Origin of the sequence: Nocardia sp. NPDC060259, assembly GCF_042728775.1 — a bacterium.
In the GTDB taxonomy this organism is placed as follows: domain Bacteria; phylum Actinomycetota; class Actinomycetes; order Mycobacteriales; family Mycobacteriaceae; genus Nocardia.
This window is the reverse complement of the sequence record NZ_JBHXAY010000018.1, coordinates 1-22,204: the sequence shown is the minus strand read 5'-3', so window position 1 is coordinate 22,204 and position 22,204 is coordinate 1. Positions and strand designations below refer to the sequence as shown.

Below are 22,204 nucleotides of genomic sequence, written 5' to 3'. Positions count from 1 at the left end.
CGCCGAGGTCGCTGCGCGTGCGACAGTAGCGGGCGTGGGCAGGCGTGTGTCAGGGAACCTCCCGGCGGAAGTGACCAGCTTTGTCGGCCGCGACGACGATGTCGCGGCGGCCAGGAAACTGCTCGGCGGTACCCGGTTGCTCACGCTGACCGGGGTGGGTGGCGTCGGCAAGACCCGGTTGAGCAGGCGGGTCGGCGAGGCCGTGCAGCGGGTGTTTCCCGACGGGGTGTGGCTGGTCGAATTGGCGCCCGTCAGCGATCCGAACCTGGTCACGGCGACCGTGGCACGCGAGCTGGGCCTGCGCGACGACACCAGCGCGCCGCTGGCCGTCCTCACCGATTTCCTGGCAGAGCGTGACCTGCTGCTGATCCTCGACAACTGCGAGCACGTGATCGACGCGTGTGCGGCGCTCGCGGACCGGATCATCCCGGCGACGACCGGTCTGCGGATCCTCGCGACCAGCCGCGAACCACTCGGCGTGCCGGGCGAACAGGTCCTGCCGGTCGCGCCGCTGTCGGTGCCGGATCCGGCCTCCGGCGACCTCGACAGCCCCGCGGCCCGGCTGCTCGTCGACCGCGCGACCGCCGCGGACCCGGCCTTCCGCAGGACCCCGGCCAACGCGGCGACCCTGGCCGCGATCTGCCGTCGGCTCGACGGCATTCCGCTCGCGCTGGAATTGGCGGCCCTGCGGATGCGGATGTTCACCCCCGACCAGGTCCTCACCCGCCTCGACGACGCGATGGGCCTGCTCACCACCGGTCTGCGCACCGCGCCGCATCGTCAGCAGACCTTGGCCTCGGCGATCCGCTGGAGCTATGACCTGTGCACGCCCGACGAGCAGCGGCTCTGGGAGCAACTGTCGGTCTTCGCGGGCGGCTTCGACCTCGACGCCGCGGAAGCGGTCTGCCTGGTCGGTTCGCCGCCCGCGCTGCTGGCCGCGCTGACGGGGTTGGTGGAGAAGTCGGTGCTGGCCTACGGACCCGGCGCCGACGGCGCGGGACGGTATTCGATGCTCGAGCCGTTGCGTCAGTTCGCCCGCGACCTGTTGCGAGCGCGCGGCGCCGAACACGCGGTTCGCGTCGGCCATCGTGAGTACTACTACCAGCTCGCACGGCGCTCGCGCACCGACTACTGGAGTGCCACCGACGTCGACTGGTTCCGCGATGTCGCCCGCGAGCACGCCAATCTCCGTGCGGCACTGCAATTCTCGCTCGGCGATCCAGCCGGCGCCCGGCGCGCGCTGGAGATCGCGACCGAGCTGTGGCCGTTCTGGGAGCACTGCCACTTTCTGCTGGAGGGCTATCGCTGGTTGTCCGAGGCACTGGCGAAAGACACCGAGCGCAGCGTCGACCGGGCCAGGGCGCTGGCGGCGAGCTCGGTGATCGCGGCCATGCTGTCCGACACCGCGACGGCGGCGGATTTCGTCCGAGCCAGTGCGGAGATCGCCGCCGAATCCGGGTCGGCGCAGGTGCTGGTCGAAGCCGAGATGGCGCGGGCGGTCCTGGCCTTCGGGGCGGGTGATCTGCGCGCCGCACTGGACATCGCCGTGGCGTCGTCGGTGAGCGCGAGCGAGTGTGCCCACCCCCGGGTGGAGATGGAGAGCCTGGCGTTCGCCGCCGTCTGCGCGCTGGCCCTCGACGACCCGGTCGCCGGCGCCATGGCCGAACGCCTGCTGGCACTGACCACCGAGCACGGCTCTCACCTGCTCGGTGGCCTCGCGTACTGGGCGGTCGGCACCCAGCGGTGGCGCGACGGTGATCAGGAGGGCGCGGTCGCGGCGCTGCGACGGTCGATCGAACTGTTCCGGCTGTTCGACCGGTGCGCCTGGCTCGCCACCAGTGTGGACGGCCTGGCCTGGGCGGCGGCCGCCGACGGCGACCTGGTCCGCGCCGCCCGCCTGATGGGGGCGGCTTCGACTGTCCGCCAAGGCAGTTCGCAACGACTGGCACACGCGATGACCCAGCTCATCGGTCAGCGGGTCCGTGCACGCGTCGAGGCCGCGCTGGGGGAGCGGGAGTTCGGTGCCTGTTTCGACGCGGGCGCCTCGATGACGCTCGACGACGCCGTCGACTACGCGATGGACAGTTCGCCGCCCCCGGCCGCCGCCGTCGAACCGGTCGGGCCGGACGTGCTGACCCGCCGGGAACGCGATGTCGCCCGCCTGATCGCCCTCGGCTACGGCAACCGCCGGATCGGGCAGGAATTGGTGATCTCGATCCGCACCGCCGAGAGCCACGTCGACCACATCCTCACCAAACTCGGCTTCACCTCCCGCACCCAGATCGCCGCCTGGGTCAATCGGAACACCCTCTGACGCTGCCACTTCCGTGCGGAAACGGGGTGGGCGATCCCGGTGGCCGGAGCAGGCTCGCCGCTGAGTGGGACCGCATCCGTGCGTGGCGCGGCCGGGTGACGAGGATGGCGGTATGGCGTCGGCCCGGTGCACACAGGACCGGACAAGATCCGTAGTCGCCGGGTGATCTCCGTAGTTTCCTGGATTCCCGCACGCGCTCGGGACGGCACTGTGAGGAGGGACACAGCAGTGCGAAGTAGATGAGGTGAGCCATGACGGTCGACGTGCTCGTCCAGGCCGGGTCCGCGCAACGCAACGATCCACCGCCGGTATCGATGATCGAGCGGATGACGCTGATCCTGGACGCGTTCGACGGGGCGAGTCCGGTCCGCACCTTGATCGATGTCGCCGAACGCACCGGGCTGCCGCGCTCGAGCGTGCACCGCATCATCGATCAGATGGTCCGGCTGCGCTGGCTCGCGCACGTACCCGGTGGCTACCGACTCGGGACGCGCGCACTCGAACTCGGCGGGCTCGCCGTCGAGCACAACGAGATCCGGGACGCGGTGAGCCCGCTGCTGCACGAGGTGTGTCAGCGGACCGGCATGGTCGGGCACCTCGGCGTGCTCGACGGCCCCGAAGTGCTGTATCTGGACAAGGCGGTCGGCCGCTCCTGCGACAGCATCCCCACCCGCCTCGGCGGCCGGATGCCCGCACACTGCACCGCTGTCGGTAAAGCGTTGCTCGCCACCCTGGAACCGAGCATCGTCGAGCTGGCTTTCCGGGAGCGGCTGCCGCGGCTGACGCCGCGCACGATCAGCAACCGGGCCGAACTGCATCGCGAACTGGGCCGTGTCCGCAGTCATCAGGGGGTCGCCGTCGATCGCGAGGAGTCGGTCGCCGGCGTCGTGTGCGTCGCGGTGCCGATCCGGGGCCGCGCGCCCGGTGCGGTCGCCGCGCTGTCGCTGTCGGGCAGGCTCGGCGGTGCGCGCGCACCCGGCACGAGCAGTCTGGCCCGGATCCTCGTAGAAGTCGCCGACGAAGCAGCGAGGGCGGTCTTTCCCCGGTATGCGCGATGGCGGTAGCGCGGGTTCAGTGGGGGAGCGGGAGCAGTTCCACCAGGGTGCCGCGGCCGGTGCCGGGCGGGAGCACGGCCAGTGCCTGGCAGCCGATGAGGCCGGCCAGGTGGGGCGTGTGCGCGGGACCGGTGCTGCGCCAGACGCCGCCGGTCTGCTGCTGCACCGGCACGATCCGCGTCGCCTCACCGTTCGCCACACCGGCGTCCGACAACCTGCCCCACATCGTCGGGCCGGGCGTACGCAGGGTGAGCGCGTCGATGACGGCGGGGCCGATGGCCAGCAGGGCCGCGACCGCGGCGAACGGATTGCCGGGCAGGCCGAGCAGGACGCGGCCGTCGGGCAGCTGCGCCACCAGTGTGGAACCGCCAGGACGGATCGCCACCCGTTCGACGACGATGCGCGCGCCCAGATCGGCCAGCAGCGTGCGCAGGTGGTCGGCGGCGCCGCGGCCGGTCGCTCCGACCATCACCACCAGGTCGGCATGGGATTTCAGCGTCAGCCAGGAGCGCAGCAGGTCGTGGCCGTCGGCGAGGTGCCACAGTCCGGTGCTCTCGATATCGCAGCAGCGCAGGAACTCCGGTAGCACCGGTCCCAGCGAGTCTCTGGTCTCCCCTGGCCCGAGCGGGCCGACCGCGCGGATCTCGTCACCGGTCATCACCACATCGGCCCGCAACGGCCCGCGCACGGTGACCGTCTCGGCCTCGGCGCTCAACGCTGTCGAGGCCAGCGCGGCCGACACCCGGGTGCCCGCGCCCGCCAGCTCGACACCGGTGTCCCAGTGCTCGCCCTGCCGCCGGGTGTCGTCGCGCACCGGCGCGCCCTGCGCCCGCATCACCACCGGCTTGCCCGATACCGTCGTCGTCACCACGTGCTCGTCACGCAGGGTGGCGGTGGTCCCCAGTGGCGTGGCCGCGCCGGTGGCGATCCGCACCGCCTCACCGGGCGCCAGCACCACCGAACAGCTCCGTCCGGCGTACCTGACCTGCTGATGCAGACGCCACCACGGACCAGGACCCGACACGGCGTAACCGTCCATCGCCGCGCTGTCCACCCGGGGGAGCGGAGAGCCGGTGGTCAGGGCGACGGCCAGCGTGGCGCCGACCGCATCGGCCACCGGTAGTTCCCGCACGCCGATCGGCAGCAGGTGTTCGGCAATCTGCGCGCGCACCCTGGCCAGCCCGCATTCCACGGCCGGAACAACCACACCCGCTCGTGCGCTCACCACCACGTCCAGCCTCCGACCACAGTTCACCGACAATCCTGCACATCGTCCGCACGGGCCATTGCCTGCGATTTTCTGTGCAGTTGCCCCACGGTGACGTTGTGCTCACCAGGCCCGATCGGATCTGGTGCGCATTCGGACACATCGCCGTCTCGGCGGTCATCGGAGGCGGGCACCCGGTGAGCCTGGGCCGATTCCCGACTGGTCGTCGTCGGACGGGGCGAGAAGGCACGGTTCAGGGGCGGACGCCCCTGGCGTCGAGAAGCATGCCGAGGTAGCCGAGTTCCTGGCTCTGGGACTGGGCCATGGCGCGCGCGGCCTGCTTCACCGGTCCCGAGGTGAGCAGCGCGTCGGCGGCGCGGGCCATGGTGACACCACCCGAGTGGTGGCGGTACATCAATTGCAGGAACAGGGTTTCGGCCTCGGCGCCCCGCGCGGCGGACAGGGCGTCGAGATCGGCGGTGGCCGCCATCCCCGGCATCGTTGAGGCCGAATCATGGTGGTGCCCAGCCGATGCCGCCATCCACGTCATCGGTTGCGCGGCGGTCGGTGCGGCGCGGGCCAGCTGGGTCCAGCCGAGGAGCGTCCCGATCTCCACCCGCTGGGTGTCGGCGATCTGGTCGGCCAGCCTGCGCACGGTCGGATCGGCAGCGGGGTCGAGGCGTTCGGTGAGGATCAGCGCCTGCTGGTGGTGTGCGGTCATGTCCTGGGCGAAGCCGAGCTCGACAGCGGTGAGTACCGGTGCGGGCGTGGTGGTTTCGGGAATCAGCAGCGGACGCAGTGCCGCGCCGAGCACCAGCAGGAACGTGGCGGCGGCACACAGCGCGGCCACCCGGATGACACGGCTCATCCTCACGACCCGACCGTGGATTGCTGATCCGCGGGCGGCGTATACACCTCGTTGTCGAGCTGTAGCACCATGAACCCGTTGTCGGAACAGGCGACGTAGAGCTGATCGCCACGCCACTCCGGCGGCGAGAAACACCAGTCGCTCGACATGTCACCGAACGCGATATCACCTGCGCGGGAAGTCAATACCTGCGCGGGATCGAACAGCCCCTCCGCCATCGCCCGCAGCGCGGCGGGCGCGCTCATGAACGGAACGCCGATGATCGAGACCAGCGCGTGCGGTGAGTTCCAGATCTCCAGATTGCGCCCGGTCCGCGCCGGCGGATTGAAGTAGGCGATCTCGCGGATGGCGTCCGGATCGCGCACGTCGAACACCCGGATCCCGGAGGAGATCCAGCCGCACGCCAGCGCCGTCGGATTGTCGGGGCGATCGGCCGCGCAGTAGTGCGATTCGTAGGAGAACGCCGAACCACCCATCGACGACCCGACATTGGCATCGATATTGTCCGGCAGATTGATCTCCAGTTTGATCTTCGCGGCGATCCGCGGCGCGCTGTCGTCGGAGACATCGATGAGTTTCACACCGCCGGAACCACCTTCGTCGACTGTGAAGATGTGCGGCACGCCGTCGTAGGTGACCGGCACGCTGTGCTGGGTGGCCCACCCGTCGGTCCAGAACGTCCGGCCCAGGTGTGGCACCTGCGGATTCGGGTCGCGTCGCTGCACCGCGCCCACATCGAGCACGGTGAAACCGCCGAGCGCGGAGATGTAGAGCCGGTTCCCGTCCGGGCTCACGCCGAGCCCGTGCGCCTCGATCCCGGTCAGCCCCTGCCAGACGACACGCGGCTGCGCCGGATCGGTGAGGTCGACGGCACTGAGGAAGCCGGGCACCAGACCCGAAGCCCAGTACGTGCGGCCGTCGGGGGAGAAGCCGCCCTCATGGGTCGTGATCGGCAGCGGCATCAGCAGATTCGAGCCGGTGCCTGGGTTGAGCAGACGCGGATGCGCGCAATCGGAGATGTCGTACACCGAGAGATATCCCGCGCCGAGAGCGGCTGGGACACCCGTTCCTACGAGCAGTTTGCGAGTGGTGTTGACCTTCAACGTCTCCCAGGTTCCCGCCAGCATCGCGGGCTCGACGAGTGTCGCCGTCAGCCGGGGGTTCGCGGGATCGGACACATCGAGTACCTGGACGCCCTGGTGTTCGCTGAGCATATTGCCAGGAAAGAACGTGCCGACATAGGCGCAGTGCTCGAAACTCGTGGACGTGATGCCGGCACCGCGGCCCTGATAGTTGCCCACCATCGACACATTGCAGCGATAACCCTGCGTGCTGCGGCCACTGTCTCGGTCACCGGCGGGCACATCGCCCTGTAACCCGGTTTCCGGAAGCGATCCCGGCCCGCAGTCCGCCCGCGGGACGGCGGTCCGCCCGACGTCGAAGAATTCCTGCACCGCCCCGCTGAGCTCGGCGAACGGATCCGCCGCCGACCCTGCGGGCAACCCGATGCCGACCAGTGCGGTGACGGCCGCCAGTGCCGTGTACCGCAAGACCGCCCTACCCGAACGTCCGCGCATCCGTTGCCTCCCGACCATTACCAGCCCCACTGACCCAGACAGCCGTCCGTTGTTGTGGATGGTAAATCGAGTGGTGCGTCCGCGCGGGTGGTTTCGCCGAACCGGCCGCTCGTCCGGCGGGTCGAATCCCCCACCCCGATGACGGAACGCTGTACGGTTGCCTGAGTTACGGCAGGTGCAGCCGGCGGGACGGTTCCGCGACCGGAGAGGACTCGGATTCCATGTCGAACGATGTCGCAGGCGGGTCCGACGGTCCGGACGCGACCGGAAAGATGGTTGCGGGACGGTCGCCAGGAAGATACCGGCTGGACCGATTCGTCTTCAGCGCCACCGCGATCGGCGCACTGACCTTCGTCGCCTGGGGTGTTCTCGACGACGAGAGCCTCGCCTCGGCCGCCGGAACCGCGCAGAAGTGGGTCATCACCAACACCGGCTGGTTGTTCGTCCTGGTGGCGACGGCGTTCGTCGTCTATGTGATCTGGCTGGCGGTCAGTAGATACGGGCGGATCCCGCTCGGCGCCGACGACGAGAAGCCCGAATTCCGCACCGTCTCCTGGATCGCGATGATGTTCAGCGCGGGCATGGGTATCGGGCTGATGTTCTGGGGCGTCGCGGAACCGTTGTCGCACTACGTGAGTCCGCCACCGCACACCGCCGAGCCCGGCACGCCAGCCGCCGCCGAGGTCGCGATGGCGACCACGCTGTTCCACTGGACCCTGCACCCGTGGGCGATCTACGCCGTCGCCGGTCTGGCCATCGCGTACGGCACCTTCCGGAAAGGCCGCTCGCAGTTGATCTCCGCGGTGTTCCAGCCGCTGCTCGGCCGGCACGCCGAGGGCATCGGCGGCCGCGCCATCGACATGATGGCGATCTTCGCGACGCTGTTCGGTTCGGCTGCCTCCCTCGGCCTCGGCGCCTTGCAGATCGGCGCGGGCATGGAGTTCAACGGCTGGATCGACGGCATCGGCAAGATCGGCCTGGTGGCCATCATCTCGGGTTTGACGGTCGCCTTCGTGCTGTCGGCGGTGTCCGGGGTGGAGCGCGGTATCCAGTGGTTGTCGAACATCAATATGGTGCTGGCGCTGGCGATCGCGGCGTTCGTCTTCGTCGCCGGGCCGACCCTGTTCGTGCTCAATATGGTCCCGACCTCGATCGGTGACTATGTGGAGTTGCTGCCGACGATGGCTTCCCGCACCGGCGCCGGTGACGAGGTGATGCAGGGGTGGCTGTCGAGCTGGACGATCTTCTACTGGGCCTGGTGGATCTCGTGGACGCCGTTCGTCGGCATGTTCATCGCCCGGATCAGCCGCGGCCGCACCATCCGCCAGTTCGTCACCGGCGTGCTGCTCGTGCCCAGCGCGGTGAGCCTGCTGTGGTTCGCGGTCTTCGGCGGGGCAGGCATCGCCGAGCAGGCCGCAGACGGCGCGCTCACCGAGGCCGACGGCTCCGTCGACTCGAACTTCGCCCTGTTCCACCTGCTCGACCAGTACCCGATCACCTCGGTCACCACGGTGCTGGTGATGATCCTGGTCGGCATCTTCTTCGTCTCCGGCGCCGACGCGGCCTCCATCGTGATGGGCACCCTCTCCGAACGCGGCAGCATCGAACCGTCCCGCCTGATCGTCATCTTCTGGGGCGCGGCCACCGGCGCGGTCGCCGCGATCATGCTGGTGATCGCCGACTCCGACGATCTCGGTGGCGCGCTGACCGGCCTGCAGGCACTGACGACGGTGGTATCGCTGCCGTTCCTGGTGGTGATGGCGGCCATGTGCGTCTCGCTGTACAAGGATCTGCGCGAGGACCCGCTCATCCTGCGCGCCGACCGCGGCATCGAGCTGGTCGAGGTCGCCGTCGACAAGGGCACCGAACTCCACGAAGGCGATTTCGCGCTGGTCACCGAACCCACCGACGACGAGGTCGAGCAACAGCCCGACCGCGGCTAGCCCGCTGCCTCGACCTGCTCCAGCACTGTCGAGAGGTCGGCACAGGCCTGCCGCAGACGACCCCGCAGCGTGTCGGCCGACTCGGCGATCGCGGCCTGCGCTCGCACGTAATCGGCTCGCCCGCTGGGCGTTTCGATGCGGACCGGCGCATAACCCAACTCGCGCAGATCATACGGACTGGCCCGCATGTCGAGTTCGCGTGCGGTGCAGGCGAGTTCGAAGCAATCGAGCAGCAGATCCGAGGAGATCAGCGGCGCGAGCTTGAATCCCCACTTGTAGAGATCCATATTCGCGTGTAGACAGCCCGGCTGTTCCCGCAGCACCTGATCGGCCCGGGTCAGCGGTTCGGCATTCCGTCCGACCGCATCGGGAGTGAAGAAGCGAAACGCGTCGAAGTGCGTGCAACGCAACGACATCGACTCGACCACCGCATCGGTCCCCGCATGCCCGAGCCGCAACGGCACCTGCTGATGCCGGACGTCATCGGTCCGATAGACCATCGCCCACTCGTGCAGCCCGAAACACGACAACTGCGCCGGGCGCCGCGCCGTCGCGCCCAGCAGCCTGCCCACGAACTCGACGGTGTCCCGCCGCTTCACCAGATAAGCCGGATCGGCGGTGAACACCTCGCCCTCTACCTGGTGATAACCGCGCGCACCGTCGTAGTCCCGCGCATCGTCCAACCCGACACCGAACCCGGGATGCCAGCGCCGCAACTGCGACGGCTTGTTGCCGTAGTAGGTGAACAGAAAATCGATCACCGGATGCGTGGTACCCGCCGCCCGCCGCTCCAGATATGGCCCGACCAGCCGATCGAGCCGCTCCCGATGCGCCAGCGCACGCGCCTGCCACTCGACCGCAGGCAATACCCGCAGGTCGAGAGCATGGTCCAGGTCGTAGTACGCGCTCACCAGGCCATTCTCCCGCACCGGTCTGCGCGGACGGATTCAGGCCCGGACAGTTGCTTTCGTGCATCGGCCACACCGCACACTATTTCGCGCCGGTCGGGCCGGAGGTAGATTCAATGTGCGGCGGAGGCCGAGTTGCTCGTGTGGCCGTGCCGCAACGGTGCGAAATAGCCGTTGTGCGAGACACCGGGAGAGCATTCCGTGTGTCCATGAAATCACGTCCATACTCTTGCGAGGTGTAATTTCCGATGACACCGGATGAACTCATGGAAGAGGCCTGCAGACTGGCAATAGAGTCGGTCGACAATGATTGGGGTGGACCGTTCGGCGCCGTCATCGCGAAGGACGGAGTGATTGTCGCGCGGGGACAGAATCGGGTGCTGCTCACCGGCGATGCCACTGCGCACGCCGAAATCGAATGCATCCGCAAGGCGACTCAAGTAGTCAATGGTGAGGCACCGAGTATTGCCAAAGAACACCAGAACGAGTCGACGCTCGAATTGGTCCCGCGGCCTGCGGGATCCGCCGACAAGCTACCGGAGCGGGCGAAAATGTTGATGGGGATGGAGATCTTCATCAGCGGCGCCCCCTGTCCCATGTGCATGAGCGCGATCTATTGGGCGCGTCTGGACGCCGTGCATTTCGCGAGCGATTTGGCGGACACCAGCGAAATCGGCTTCGACGACGCGTTTCAATACGAGGACTTCACGAGGCCGCTGTCCGAGCGGCGGGTGAAAATCGAACAGTTCCGCAGGGATCTGGGCGCCGAAGCGTACAAGACCTGGGCCGAAAAACCCGATCAGCACCCGTACTGACATGTCGGCCGCGAAAGCGGGATCGCCGCGGCCTGCCCCGGCGACGGTGGTCATCACCCAACAGCTTCGCCCCGGCCGCGAGGCCGAGTTCCGGCGGTGGCAGACGGCGGTGAACGATGCCGCGGCGGAATTCCCCGGGTTCCTCGGCGCCGACGTCACTCCACCGGGCGACGCGCAGTCCGAGTGGTCGGTCGTGTACCGGTTCGACGACATCGTCAACCTGAAGCGCTGGCTCGGCAGCGAGACGCGGGCCGAGCTGCTCGCGAGCGGAACCGGGTTCTTCGAACGGCCGTCGACGCAGCATGTGCTGGTCGACGAGCCGGACGACGCGGGAGTGACCGTCGTCGTTTCGCATCCGGTGCCGGCCGGCCGGGAATCGGAGTTCATCGCCTGGCAGGACCGCGTGACCGAGGTCGAGCGGACATTTCGAGGCTTTCGCGGATCCGAACTGCACCGGCCGATTCCCGGTGTTCAGAACGAGTGGACGATCATCTATTCGTTCGCGTCGGCCGGGGATCTCAACCGATGGCTCGAATCGCCCCAGCGCAAGGCGCTGCTCGCGGAAGCCCCGGACTTCAGGGATTTCGAGGTGCACCGCATCGCCAACCCCTACGGGTCGTGGTTTCCGCCGAGCAAGACCGGCGAGGACGACGGTCCCGCGTCGTGGAAGACGGCGCTGTCGGTCCTGGTGGGCCTGTACCCGACGGTGGTGATCCTCACCCTGATCATCACCGAGATCTGGCCGGGCGGGCAGCTGTGGATCAGCTTGCTGATCGGGAACATCCTGTCGGTCAGCCTGCTGACCTGGGTGGTGATGCCGGTCGTCACCCGCGCGCTGGGATTCTGGATGCAACCGGGCCGCGATCCCCGCACCGACATGATCGGCCTCGCCTGCTCGGTGGGGTTCCTGACGCTCGCCGCGGTGTTCTTCTACCTGGTGACGCGGGTGTTCTGGACGCTACCGTGACCGTCAGCCGCGATCAGGGCGTATCCAGCACGCTCGCCGGAACCCCGTAGGGGAGGAACCGCACCCGACGCCGATCGTCGGTGTTGTCGCGATGCGCGCGCAAGGCCTCGAGCTCGTTCGGAAAGACCTGATCGACCCTGGCCTGGCCGTCGTCATCGAGGGTGTAGATCGCCCACACCCCGCTACCGGTCTCCCCGGCCGTCGGCGGCTCGGCTTCCGGGGGACGTTGCGGTTGGACAAGCTGCCCGAGCAGCGATGTCAGCGAACCGACACCGACCTGATCGACCCGATCCAGGTATCCACCGGCCTTCCCGACGAGGTCGCGCAGCTCGTTTCCTGCCTCACGTAGTGCACGTTCGAAATCTTCCGGATCGATGCCGAAAGGCCCGTTGGTTGCCATCGCATGTCCTCCTGAGGACGAGGTGGGCGCTACGCCCTCAGTGTCCTCGCGAAACGACAGCTTCGCCACGACGAGTCCGGCTGAGCGCCGAAGGCTTGGTTGTCTGGTTCTCACCGGCGTTACCGGCAGTGTTCACTACTGTGAGGCCGCCTGATCTGACGGATCGTGGATGGCGGAATTCGGGGGGACGTGGGATGCGACCGGGTTGGACGAGGTTGATTGTTGACGCGGGCCAAGCGTGCGTCGGTGTGGTCGTAGGTCTTGCACTGGGTGTTCGGGTGTTGCCATTCGGCGATGGGATGTGGACGGGGTTGGGCGGCGCCCGAGTTGTGGGTGTCGGGTCGGTCGGCTACTGGTCGATGTGGCTGGCTATTCTCCTCATACCGATCGGTGTCGGTGGTGTGCTCGCGCGGTGGCGCATGACGCGGTGGTTCGGGCTCGGTGTGCTGGGATCTTTCGCTGTCACGGGTGTTCCGGCGGTGCTGTTGTCCATGCTGTTTCAACTCGTAGGGCTGCCGGTGCCGACGCCCACGTGAACCGCGCATGCGCCAGCGGTCAGAACCGATTGCCGGACGACGCGGCGGCACTGAAGACGCTGAGCTGGGGAGTCCGAACGGGTCATTCTGCGAAGGGCGTCTGTCCGGTGGTGCACGTAGTGTCCGGTTCGGGAATCTGCAGGTCGATGCGGGAACAACGAGCCGTAGACGATGCCCAAGTAGCTGGCGTAGGAGCTATCTTCGTAGGTCAGCTTCCCCGAGATCGCTGGCCGCCCAGTGGCACAGGACACGTCGGCGTCCCGTCACAAGAGCGCGGGTGCCGGCGTCTTGTGTGCGTTGATCACATCTACCCGGCAGGGAGAGCGAGACATGAACGCACACAAGAAGGTTGCACTGGTCACCGGTGCGAACAAGGGAATCGGCCGTGCGGCCGCCGAACAACTGGCAGCTCTGGGCATGACGGTGCTGGTCGGCGCTCGAGACTCGCGGCGCGGCGAGCAGGCGGCCGAGGAGCTGCGCGGGGCAGGCGGTGATGTGCACGCGCTGACACTGGACGTCACCGACCCGGCCACCGTCGCGGAGTCGGCGAAGGAGATCGACGAACGTTTCGGCAGGCTCGACATCCTGATCAACAACGCGGGCATCACCGGATCGGGTCAGGTCTCGCCCGACCAGGCGCACGATCAGATCCCCAGCACCGTCGAGTTGGACATGGTCAGGGCGGTGTTCGAGACCAATGTCTTCGGCGTGATCGCGGTGACCAATGCGCTGCTGCCGCTGCTGCGTCGCTCCCCGGCGGCGCGCATCGTCAACGTCAGCTCGCACGCCGCCTCGATGACCCTCCTCAGCGACCCGGACGGTCCCTTCGCCGGGTTGCTGCCGTCGGCGGCGTACACACCGTCCAAGTCCGCCCTCAGCGCGTTGACCGTGCAGTACGCCAACGAGCTCCGCAAGGACGGCATCCTCGTCAACGCCGTCGCGCCCGGGTACGTCGACACCGACAGCAACAACCACACCGGATTCCTGACGCCCGCGCAGGGCGCCGCGGTGCTCGTCCGCTGGGCCACGGTCGCCGAGGACGGACCGACCGGCGGATTCTTCGGTGACGACGGTCCGCTGCCCTGGTAGTCAGTCGCGCTCGACGAACGCAACTGCCCTGGGATTCAACCGATCCCAGGGCAGTTCGGGTGACAACCAAGATCGTCGGCACGCCATCGGCTGATTTCAGGATTCGCGGGCAGCGATCGCGGCTTGGATTCGGCGTAGGGTGCGCAGGCCCTTCTTCGCGGCCACGCTCACCATGCCGTCGAAGACTGTCGAGCCGCGGTCGTGCGCCATCAGCCGTTCCAGCGTCGGCACGGCACGATCGTCGCCGGTCGAACCGAGAGCGACTGCCGCCCAGTACCGTCGGTCCGGATCGTCGCCGTCGGCCGCCTCGCACAGCCTCGGGATGATGTCCGGGGTGAAGGTGGCCAGCGCGCTGGCGATATAGCCGATGCGGAAATAGCGGCGGTTCTCGAATTCGTCCCAGAGTGCGGCCAGGGCGGCGTCGCCGCCGATGCGGCCGAGGGCCTCGGCGGCACGTTCGCGCATTCCGGGGATCGGGTCGCGCAGCACGGGCGTGAGCGCCGGGACGGCCGATTCGTCGCCGAGGGTGCCCAGCGCGATCACCGCTTGCTCGCGGGCCATCTGTTGTGGGTGGTCGAGCAGAGCGAGCAAGCCGGGAACCGCGTCGCGGACGCCGAGCGCCGCGCAGCCCATCGCGGCCCAGGCCTGGCAGTTGTACCGGGTGTCGGCCAGCGACGCGAGCAGCGGCGCCTTCAGGGTGTCGTCGCCGAAGACCGCGGCCCGGTTCAGCGCCCGGCTGTACAGCGACCGGTGGTAGTCGGGATAGTCGCGGACGAGCGCGCACAGTGCTGCCTTGGCTGACGCGTCGCCTTCTTCAGCCCGCGCGAGCAGCAGCCGCAGATTTTCCTCGCGGGTCTCGAGGTCACCGTCTTTGAGGCGTCGCGCATCAGCTGGGTTCACCGCGCAACGGTACCTGTGGCTACCCGCTCGTCTCCGGCGGCCACGTTCGGAGCTGCGTCAGCGGCTCGAGACTCGTGCCACCGCTCTGATCGGAGCTCCGTCCGCTCCACTGAGCCGGAGCGGGAACAGGGAAACCTCGATCGACTCGCCTGCCGACTGGGCGGCCAGCAGCCGGTCGAGGTTGGTGAGGTTCTCGGCGATCACCGCGTGCGCGCCGCACAGGATCCGGTGCGCGGGCAGATCGAGACTCTCGGCTTCGGACGGGTCGATGCTGGGCGCATCGATGCCGATGGTCCGGATTCCCGCGTCCACCACCAGCTGTGCGGCGGCCGGGCTCAGGCACGGATGGGCGAGATAGTCGTCGGTACCCCAGCGGGAGGACCATCCGGTGGCGATCAGCACGACCGAACCGGGGGCGAGATCGATGTCGAACATCTCGACTCCGATCACACCTCGCGCCGGAACAGATCGCGCGTCCACGACCTGCGCGGACCCGGTGAAGCGTTCGAGGGGCAGCTCGTCGAGCGTCGGCAGACTGTCGTCGAGATGGGCGGGCGCGTCGACATGGGTCCCTGTTTGCGATCCGAGGTGAACACCGAGCACGTTCACCCCGTCGGTCGCGACGCGAAGTGCCGGTTCCAGCAGGACTTCCGGGTCGCCAGGGAACACCGGCATCCCGGTGTGGATCGGCAGGGTCAGGTCGATCAGGGTCATGTGGCGGGCTCGGGTGACGGCGGGGGCACCACGACCTCGCCACCGTCCGGCTCGTCGGCCTCGGGTCGTGGTGGTCCGGTGGCCGCGTCGATCTGTTCGCCGATATAGCGGATGACCACCGCGATCATCGCGACGACCGGCACCGCGAGGAACGCGCCGGTGATGCCGTAGAGCGAGCCGCCCGCGGTGACGGCGAGCAGCACGATGACGGCGTGCAGTTCCATGCTGCGGCTCTGCAGGACCGGTTGCAGCACATTGCCTTCCAGCTGCTGCACCGCGATGACGACGCCGAGCACGATCAGCGCGGTGGTGAACCCGTTGCCGACCAGCGCGACGAGGACGGCGAGCGCACCGGCGACGAAAGCGCCGACCATCGGGATGAATCCGCCGATGAAGGTGATCACCGTCAGCACCAGCGCCAGCGGAACATCGAGGATGAACAGTGCCGCGCCGATGCAGACCGCGTCGACCAGGCTGACGATCGCCTGGGTACGGATGAATCCGCCGAGGGTCGTCCAGACCCGTTCCAGGACGGCTTCGACGTGGCGGCCGCTGCGGCTGCCGAACACCGTGTGCATCCAGGGCAGCAGGCGAACGCCGTCCTTGAGGAAGAAGAAGACCAGCACCACCACCAGGAAAATGGTGATCAGGACCGATGTCGCGGTACTCACGCCGGTGAAGACGCCGCTGGCGATCTGCGCGCCGCTGGACTGCAGCCGCCCGACGATCGCCTCGACCGCGGAATCGAGTTGCTCGTCGCGGATGCGCAGCGGCGGTCCCTGGATCCAGTCGCGGACCTGGTTGACGCCTGCGGTGGCCTTGTCGGCGAGTTCGGGTGCCTGATCGGCCACCGAGGGCACGATCAGCGCGATGACCCCGGACAGAATCGCGAGGAATCCCACCAGGGAGATCGTCGCGGCCAGCGCGGGCGCCACCTTGTGCTGGGTCAGCCAGCGGGTCGGTGGCCACAGGATCGTGGCCACCACGATCGCCAGCGCGACGGGCAGGAGCACCACCCACAGCCGGGCGGTGATCGAACCGAGTACCCACGCTCCCGCCGCGATCGCGACGATGCACAGTGACCATTTGGCCACCCACAGGATCCCGCTTCCGATCACGTCCCCGCGATCACGCCACGACTTTCCGTTCGGTTGTGCCTCACTGGGTTCTTTCACCGGCCCGCTCACGCAGCCAGTCTGGCACGCCTGCCCGGAATGTCGCGCGACGTCGGCTAGTCACGTTCGGCACCCGCGGCGGCGATGCGCTCGACGCGGCGCGCGGTGGCGAGCAGTTCGTCGATGTAGCGCCGGCGCGCATCGGCGGTGACTTCGGCGCGGAGCGGGCCGATCTGGACTTCGAAGAGCGCGCGGCCGTCGGCGGCGAGGACGGGGGCGCTGAGGTATCCCAGCGACAGCGGCGCCGAGGAGTTCAGGTCGGCTTCGGTGTGGGCGCTGCCGGTGATGTCGCCGAGCAGACTCAGGACCCGCCCGCGAAGTTCGTCGGCGGCGGGTCGGCCGGAGAGCAGATCGACGACATCGGCGAGGACACGCAGCGCGGTGAGTGCGCCGGGGCGCAGGCTCCAGGCGCAGCAGCCGGTGGTGCGAATCGTCGCAAGGACCTCGCGGAACTCGGCGCGGCGTGCGGGATCACCGCGATCGAGCCAGCTGTTCTGGGTGGTGGCGGGGGCGTGGGCGATGAGGGTCGCGCCCGCGGGCGGGAGCAGCGGGATGCGGGTTCCGTTCTCGATACCGGCGGGGATGAGGCCGTGTCCACCGACGACCGTCACGAAGACGAGGTCGTCTCCGCTCAGCGCGGTGAGGGCGGCGCCGCATCCGACCTGGGTGGCCAGGTGCTCGAGTTCCGCACCGATTGCCGCACCGTCGGCGACCACCGCGGGCGCGAGGAGCCCGACCCGGGCGAGCCCGGGACCCAGCTGGTAGGTCAGGTCGGTGTGCCGCCGGACCCACCCGTGCCGGTCGAGGGTGGACAGGATGGCGCCCACCGTCGACCGGCTCAGTTCGAGCGATTGCGCGATCTCGGCCGCCGAGAGCGCGGTGCCGCGGGCCGCGAGCAGCTCGACCACGGCGACGACCCGGCTGGTCGGCGGTGAATCATCCTGGGGGCGAGACGAATCGGATCGCATGCGGCGCTCAGCGCGGTGCGATGCGGAACAGCCCGCTCATCGTGCCCTGATAGAGGGTGCGGTCGGGGGAGATGGTGCCGACCATCTGGAGCGTGTTGTGCAGCGCGGTGGCCCCGATCAGCTTCTCCGTCTCGATGCGCCCGGAGGCGGCATCGATCACGGTGTAGCGGAAGTTGTCGGTCAATCCGACACTGCCGGTGGGGATGACGGTGTGCCGGGTGACGGTGTAGATCTTGCCGTCGGCCACCGAGAGCCGTGGAACCGCCGCCGACAGCGCCTTGTTCGTCCACACCACCCGGCACCCGGCGCCGGTGAGGTCGACCCGCACCATGCCGCCGGTGAATTGCGCGCTCGCCGGTTCACTCGGTCCAGCGCCCTCCGGAACGGCGGGGTAGGGATATCCGTAGGTGCCTGCGACGAACAGGCTGTTGCCCGCACCGATCGGGGAGTTCTCGGTACCGTCGACCGTCGGCACCGAACAGATCTGGTTGCCGGTCTCGGTGTCGAAGACCAGCAGATTCTCCTTCGGCACCGCGTTGTCGGTGATCGCGAGATACTCGGTGCCGCTGCCGGGTCCGAAGAAGGTGGGGGTGGCGCCGGTACCCCAGGACAGCTGACCGGGTTTGCGTGCCGGGCCGCGATCGTAGGCCTGGCGCCACACCACCCGGGGGTTGCCGGAGCCGTCGACGTCGACCAGGTACAGCGCGTGCGTGGTGGCGACGGCGACGCCCTGCGGCGCGGTGGAAATACTGTTGGCGACCTTCTCGCCGGGGCCGAGCACGATCGAGCGGGCCACGCCGGTCGCCGGGTCGGCGAAGCCGGCCACGGCGTTGTCGGTCGCGAACCACACCCGGCCGTCGAAATCGGGCATGACCGAGCTGACGGCGTCGCAGTCGCCGCCGCCGCAGTGGCCGGTGACCGCCTGGGCGATGTCGGTGGCCGATTCGACGAAGACGGTCCAGTCGCCGCCGTCGCGGCGGTGACCGATGCGCAGCAGTTTTCCGCTGCCGTCGACGGTGACCATGCGGTCGCTGCTGTCGAGGTAGGCGTACACACCACCGAGGAGGCTGCCCTTGCTCAGATCGAGGGAGGCGAGCGGCTGACCGGTGGCGGGATCGAGCAGGAACACCTTCGGCGCGCGGTCGATGATCTTCGTGCACAGGGCCTGCGGCATACCGTCGGCACCCTGGAGAATGGTCGGGCAGGCCGCCGCGAGCTCGCGGAAGTCGCTGTCGACACGCCCCGTGCCTGGACCGGCGAACGGTGTGGCGTCGGAGGATTCGGCGTCACCGTGCATGGTCGCGGTGCCGGGTGGGCCGAGGTGGGGATTCGCGGGTGGTAGCGGACCGAAGCCTGCCGTTGCGGTGCCGGTGCTGACGATCAGCAACGCTGTCATGCTGAGTGCGGCGGTCGCGGCGGCGCGACCCATTCTCTCGAACACAGGCGACTCCCTGGGGTGTGATGCCGGCGTGCCACCCAACCTGGGAACTCCACCTGGCCACGAATATTCGAAAGTCAACCTTCGAATATTCGTATGGCAGTACAGGCTAGGAGGTCGTCACTACCTTGGCAAGACCCTGTGGTCTGGATGCAGGTCTCGCTACTCGGACGCATCCCGCAACAGTTGGCGGGAGATGGCGTACTTGTGCACTTCGGTCGGCCCGTCGTAGAGCCTGAACGCTCGCATGTCGGTGAAGATCGCCGCGACCGGTGTCTCGTCACTGATCCCGATGCCGCCGAGGACCTGCACGCATCGGTCGGCCACCTTGAACAGCTCCTCGGAGACCATCGCCTTGACCATCGATGACTCGTGTCGCGCCTTGCCGCCCTTGTCCAGGTGCCAGCACGCCCACCAGATCATCAGCCGGCATTGCTGCAGCGCGATCTCGTTCTCGGCCAGCAGGAAGCCGACGCCCTGATGCCTGCCGATCGGTTTGCCGAACGACGTCCGGGTTTTCGCGTGCTCGATGGCGATCGACTGGGCACGGGATGCGGCGCCGAGCCAGCGCATGCAGTGCGTGAGGCGAGCCGGCGCCAGTCGCAGCTGCGCGTAGCGGAATGCCTGTCCGACCGAGCCGAGGACGGACGATTCCGGCAGGGTCAGGTCTTCGAACCGGACGACGCAGTGTCCTTCGACGTAGTTGCGGTCCATCGTGTTCATGACCCGTTCGATGACGATGCCGGGTGTGTTCCCGTGACATAGGAACAGCGTCGCGCCTTCGCCGGGAACATCGGCCATGATGATCCACGTGTCGGCGCCGACGGCGCCGGTGATCAGCCACTTGCGTCCGTTGATCACGAAGGTGCCGCCGTCGCGGACCGCGGTCGTCGACAACTGGCTGGGATCGGAACCCGCACCGTCGGGCTCGGTCATGGCGAACACCGAACGCGCGGTGCCCGCTACGACAGGCTCCAGGTACTCGGCGGCTTGATCGGCGTCGGCGACCTTCGACAGCAGGAACATGTTGCCCTCGTCCGGCGCGGCGCAATTCATGGCGACCGGACCCAGCGTCGACCAACCGGCGGCTTCGAAGATCACTGCCTGCTCGAGGTGCGACATGCCCTCGGGACGCTGCTGGACAGACAGCAGGCCTGCCGCTTTCGCCTTCGCTATCAGCTCGCGGCGAAGCTCGTCGGTCGGGCCGTGCGCAGTGACGCGGGAGTCCTTCTCGTACGGCACGATTTCCGTGTCGACGAACTCTCGTACCCGGTCACGCAGTTCGGCGACGTCGGCGGGGATCTCGAAGTCGATCATCACTCTCCACTCATCAGGGTTTGCGCGCGTTCGAACAGGCGCAATGTCGTGTGGTGTAGTCGCTCACCGATACTCATCGGCGCGATGCCCGCGAGCGCCCGCGCGTAGCTCCCCTCGAGCACATCACGTTGGCCGCGTGATAATCACCGTGCATCACACCCGGGGAGAACGAGATGGGGCGGTGTTCGTCGAGCCATCGCGCGACATCGGTCGTCGGTTCGACCGGCAGCAACGGCCCCGATCCGAGACGGTGGGCATCCATCCAGGTCGCCAGCGCTGTCAGATCTGCTTGTGCGAGAACGGCATCGGTTTCGATCTCGTCTGTCTCGGACATGCTCTCCTCGAACTGGGGTCAGGCCACTGGGCGCGGAGCGGTCCTCGTGGCGCGCGGTGCGGCGCCGCCGGTGGAACGACTCCGAACGGGGTCGCGCTGTTCCCACCCGTCAAGCGATAGGCGAGAATGAGCGTTAACATAGCGTCACTGTTGACGGTATGTCAACGCCTCATTGGGGCAATTATGCTCGGCGTCTGCTCCGCTTTCGGGCGCTGCCGTGACTGCGGGGTGGCGGATCGAACTTTTACTTCTGTGGTGAATGTGGTGTGGGTTGTTCGCCACACGTAGGCGGCGCCGGATCGCCTCGGTGGGGATGGTGGAACCGGCAGACCTGGGTCAGGCGGATCTGTTCACCACGGCGAGGGCCAGCTCGGTGCAGAGGGTGGCGACTTCGGTGGTCGACTGGCAGGGATCGCGCAGCCAGGTATCGACGAGCTGGTTGACCCCGCCGACGACGAAAAGCGCTTCCCTGCGCCGGATCTCCGGATTCGCGGGAGCGTCGAGGAACTCCGCGCTGTACTGCACCACGAGATCGGTGACGATGCCGACGGCGCGGGCGCGGAGTTCCTCGAGTCCGGCGACGCCATGCGCGTCGCTGGTGAGGATGCGGTGCACGCTCGGGTCGTCGGCGATCGCGTCGAGGTAGGTCGTCAGTGCTCGTAGCAGCTTGCGTCTGAGCCCGCCCGCCTCGGCCTGGCTGGCCTCGACCATGGTCGTGAACAGCTCCTCGTGTGCCCGCTCGGCGACAGCGAGGATCAGCGCGTCCCTGGTGGCGAAGTGCTCGTAGAAGTAACGCGGCGTCAACCCCGACGCGGCGCAGACGCGGCGCACGGTGACTTCGGTCAGGCCTGCCTCGCCCCAGATCTGCCGACCCGCGGCGAGGAGCTTGTCGCGGCGTTCGTCGCGTCGATTCGCCGCGCTGATTCCCCGGTAGGACCGGACCACCTCTGCGCGCGCCATTGACAGGACTTTAGCAGCCGACCTACTTTGGACATCAGTTGTTATCCAGTTTGCGTCGCTCAACGAGGAGTGTCGATGGCCACCGTTCCCACCCGTCATCCCGATCGGCCCCACCGCACCCCGGCAGTCGTCGGCGGCTTCGCGGCGATGCTGGGAATCGGGGGCCCCGACCCGGCGCAATGGCAGCGGCTCGGCGAGGGCCTGCTCGTCGGCGACGACCCGATGGACCGGCTGGTCGACTGGATGGTCACCACCGGCACGAAGCAGATGCGCCCGCTGTTCGATCGAGCGCTCACCCACGGCATCGCCGAGGTCCCGGAGGCGCCCGCACCGCTGCGTGAGTTCTTCGCCGCGGTCGAGACCGTTCCGGCCTGGGTCGATCACGACACACTCGTGCGCGGGGCCAAGGTCATGCTCACCGGCGGGTCCGACGGCATGTACATCGCGCGCGATGTCGCCATGCTCGGCGGCTACCAGTTCTCCGGCTTCAACAAGACGCTGTTGCGCACGGGGGCGCTGGAAAAGGGCTCCAATCAGCGATGGGCCGAGACGATGCAGTGGGCGATGGATGTCCTGTCCGAGGAAGGATTGTCGCCGCTGGGCCTGGGGTACCAGTCCACGATCCGGGTGCGGCTCATCCACGCGTTCGTCCGCAGGCACGTGGCCGCCATGCCGGACTGGCAGGCCGACGACTGGGGCCTGCCCATCAACCAGACGGA

General features: G+C 68.2%; 19 protein-coding genes and 1 pseudogene. 7 read left to right on the top strand and 13 right to left on the bottom strand.

The window, feature by feature from the left end; translation table 11 throughout:
* The first annotated feature begins 70 nt into the window (after nucleotides 1–70).
* Entirely contained in the window at nucleotides 71–2,314 is a 2,244-nt protein-coding gene (locus ACFWF2_RS10300) for an ATP-binding protein (RefSeq protein WP_379306609.1), read from the top strand.
* 251 nt (nucleotides 2,315–2,565) lie between these two features.
* Nucleotides 2,566–3,378: an IclR family transcriptional regulator gene (locus tag ACFWF2_RS10295; protein WP_379306607.1), complete on the top strand. Its 813-nt coding sequence runs from the start codon at nucleotides 2,566–2,568 to the stop codon at nucleotides 3,376–3,378.
* A 7-nt stretch (nucleotides 3,379–3,385) separates the two neighbouring features.
* Here the strand turns inward: ACFWF2_RS10295 and ACFWF2_RS10290 are convergent, their stop codons facing one another.
* The 3 genes from ACFWF2_RS10290 to ACFWF2_RS10280 form a co-directional block, all read right to left on the bottom strand.
* Nucleotides 3,386–4,594: a molybdopterin-binding protein gene (locus ACFWF2_RS10290; protein WP_379306605.1), complete on the bottom strand. Its 1,209-nt coding sequence runs from the start codon at nucleotides 4,592–4,594 to the stop codon at nucleotides 3,386–3,388.
* Nucleotides 4,595–4,829: 235 nt separating this feature from the next.
* Nucleotides 4,830–5,444 (bottom strand): DUF305 domain-containing protein, encoded by a 615-nt coding sequence (locus tag ACFWF2_RS10285; protein ID WP_379306717.1) that lies wholly within the window; start codon nucleotides 5,442–5,444, stop codon nucleotides 4,830–4,832.
* Nucleotides 5,445–5,446: 2 nt separating this feature from the next.
* On the bottom strand, nucleotides 5,447–7,021 hold the full coding sequence (locus ACFWF2_RS10280; RefSeq protein WP_379306603.1) for an LVIVD repeat-containing protein: 1,575 nt from the start codon (nucleotides 7,019–7,021) through the stop codon (nucleotides 5,447–5,449).
* Between the two features lie 221 nt (nucleotides 7,022–7,242).
* Between ACFWF2_RS10280 and ACFWF2_RS10275 the strand changes: the two genes are divergently transcribed.
* Complete coding sequence (locus ACFWF2_RS10275) at nucleotides 7,243–8,964, top strand: BCCT family transporter (RefSeq protein ID WP_379306602.1); 1,722 nt, start codon at nucleotides 7,243–7,245, stop codon at nucleotides 8,962–8,964.
* Here the strand turns inward: ACFWF2_RS10275 and ACFWF2_RS10270 are convergent.
* Nucleotides 8,961–9,839, bottom strand: coding sequence for a 3-methyladenine DNA glycosylase (locus ACFWF2_RS10270; RefSeq protein ID WP_379306715.1), 879 nt, complete (start codon nucleotides 9,837–9,839; stop codon nucleotides 8,961–8,963). The two genes, ACFWF2_RS10275 and ACFWF2_RS10270, sit on opposite strands and share 4 nt — an antisense overlap.
* A gap of 281 nt (nucleotides 9,840–10,120) precedes the next feature.
* On the opposite strand from ACFWF2_RS10270, the gene ACFWF2_RS10265 reads away from it, so the two are divergent.
* Both ACFWF2_RS10265 and ACFWF2_RS10260 read left to right on the top strand, forming a co-directional pair.
* Nucleotides 10,121–10,687, top strand: a complete 567-nt coding sequence (locus ACFWF2_RS10265; protein ID WP_379306600.1) for a nucleoside deaminase — start codon at nucleotides 10,121–10,123, stop codon at nucleotides 10,685–10,687.
* 1 nt (nucleotide 10,688) lies between these two features.
* On the top strand, nucleotides 10,689–11,654 hold the full coding sequence (locus ACFWF2_RS10260; RefSeq protein ID WP_379306598.1) for an antibiotic biosynthesis monooxygenase: 966 nt from the start codon (nucleotides 10,689–10,691) through the stop codon (nucleotides 11,652–11,654).
* A 13-nt stretch (nucleotides 11,655–11,667) separates the two neighbouring features.
* On the opposite strand, the gene ACFWF2_RS10255 is transcribed toward ACFWF2_RS10260, so the two are convergent.
* Entirely contained in the window at nucleotides 11,668–12,054 is a 387-nt protein-coding gene (locus ACFWF2_RS10255; RefSeq protein WP_379306596.1) for a hypothetical protein, read from the bottom strand.
* An 866-nt stretch (nucleotides 12,055–12,920) separates the two neighbouring features.
* On the opposite strand from ACFWF2_RS10255, the gene ACFWF2_RS10250 reads away from it, so the two are divergent.
* Nucleotides 12,921–13,679, top strand: coding sequence for an SDR family oxidoreductase (locus ACFWF2_RS10250; protein WP_379306594.1), 759 nt, complete (start codon nucleotides 12,921–12,923; stop codon nucleotides 13,677–13,679).
* A 96-nt stretch (nucleotides 13,680–13,775) separates the two neighbouring features.
* Here ACFWF2_RS10250 and ACFWF2_RS10245 read toward each other — a convergent pair whose 3' ends face one another.
* The 8 genes from ACFWF2_RS10245 to ACFWF2_RS10210 all read right to left on the bottom strand — a co-directional run bounded on the left by ACFWF2_RS10245 (nucleotide 13,776) and on the right by ACFWF2_RS10210 (nucleotide 21,485).
* Entirely contained in the window at nucleotides 13,776–14,579 is an 804-nt protein-coding gene (locus ACFWF2_RS10245) for a HEAT repeat domain-containing protein (RefSeq protein WP_379306592.1), read from the bottom strand.
* A 57-nt stretch (nucleotides 14,580–14,636) separates the two neighbouring features.
* The gene (locus tag ACFWF2_RS10240; RefSeq protein ID WP_379306590.1) at nucleotides 14,637–15,293 is read right to left on the bottom strand and encodes a cyclase family protein; all 657 of its coding nucleotides are present in this window, start codon (nucleotides 15,291–15,293) and stop codon (nucleotides 14,637–14,639) included.
* Complete coding sequence (locus ACFWF2_RS10235; RefSeq protein ID WP_379306713.1) at nucleotides 15,290–16,468, bottom strand: AI-2E family transporter; 1,179 nt, start codon at nucleotides 16,466–16,468, stop codon at nucleotides 15,290–15,292. The genes ACFWF2_RS10240 and ACFWF2_RS10235 overlap by 4 nt, the downstream gene beginning before the upstream one ends.
* 56 nt (nucleotides 16,469–16,524) lie before the next feature.
* Nucleotides 16,525–17,436 carry a helix-turn-helix domain-containing protein gene (locus tag ACFWF2_RS10230; RefSeq protein ID WP_379306588.1) on the bottom strand — a complete coding sequence of 304 codons (912 nt, stop codon included), beginning with the start codon at nucleotides 17,434–17,436 and terminating at the stop codon, nucleotides 16,525–16,527.
* 7 nt (nucleotides 17,437–17,443) lie between these two features.
* The gene (locus tag ACFWF2_RS10225; RefSeq protein WP_379306711.1) at nucleotides 17,444–18,865 is read right to left on the bottom strand and encodes a hypothetical protein; all 1,422 of its coding nucleotides are present in this window, start codon (nucleotides 18,863–18,865) and stop codon (nucleotides 17,444–17,446) included.
* Nucleotides 18,866–19,036: 171 nt separating this feature from the next.
* Nucleotides 19,037–20,191, bottom strand: coding sequence for an acyl-CoA dehydrogenase family protein (locus ACFWF2_RS10220; protein ID WP_379306586.1), 1,155 nt, complete (start codon nucleotides 20,189–20,191; stop codon nucleotides 19,037–19,039).
* A gap of 73 nt (nucleotides 20,192–20,264) precedes the next feature.
* A complete protein-coding gene (locus tag ACFWF2_RS10215) occupies nucleotides 20,265–20,525 on the bottom strand; it encodes a phosphotransferase (RefSeq protein WP_379306584.1) in 261 nt (86 codons plus the stop codon).
* A gap of 336 nt (nucleotides 20,526–20,861) precedes the next feature.
* Nucleotides 20,862–21,485 carry a TetR/AcrR family transcriptional regulator gene (locus tag ACFWF2_RS10210; RefSeq protein ID WP_379306582.1) on the bottom strand — a complete coding sequence of 208 codons (624 nt, stop codon included), beginning with the start codon at nucleotides 21,483–21,485 and terminating at the stop codon, nucleotides 20,862–20,864.
* A gap of 75 nt (nucleotides 21,486–21,560) precedes the next feature.
* Here ACFWF2_RS10210 and ACFWF2_RS10205 point away from each other — a divergent pair.
* Nucleotides 21,561–22,204 (top strand): annotated as a pseudogene (locus ACFWF2_RS10205) (DUF2236 domain-containing protein); the annotation flags it as partial.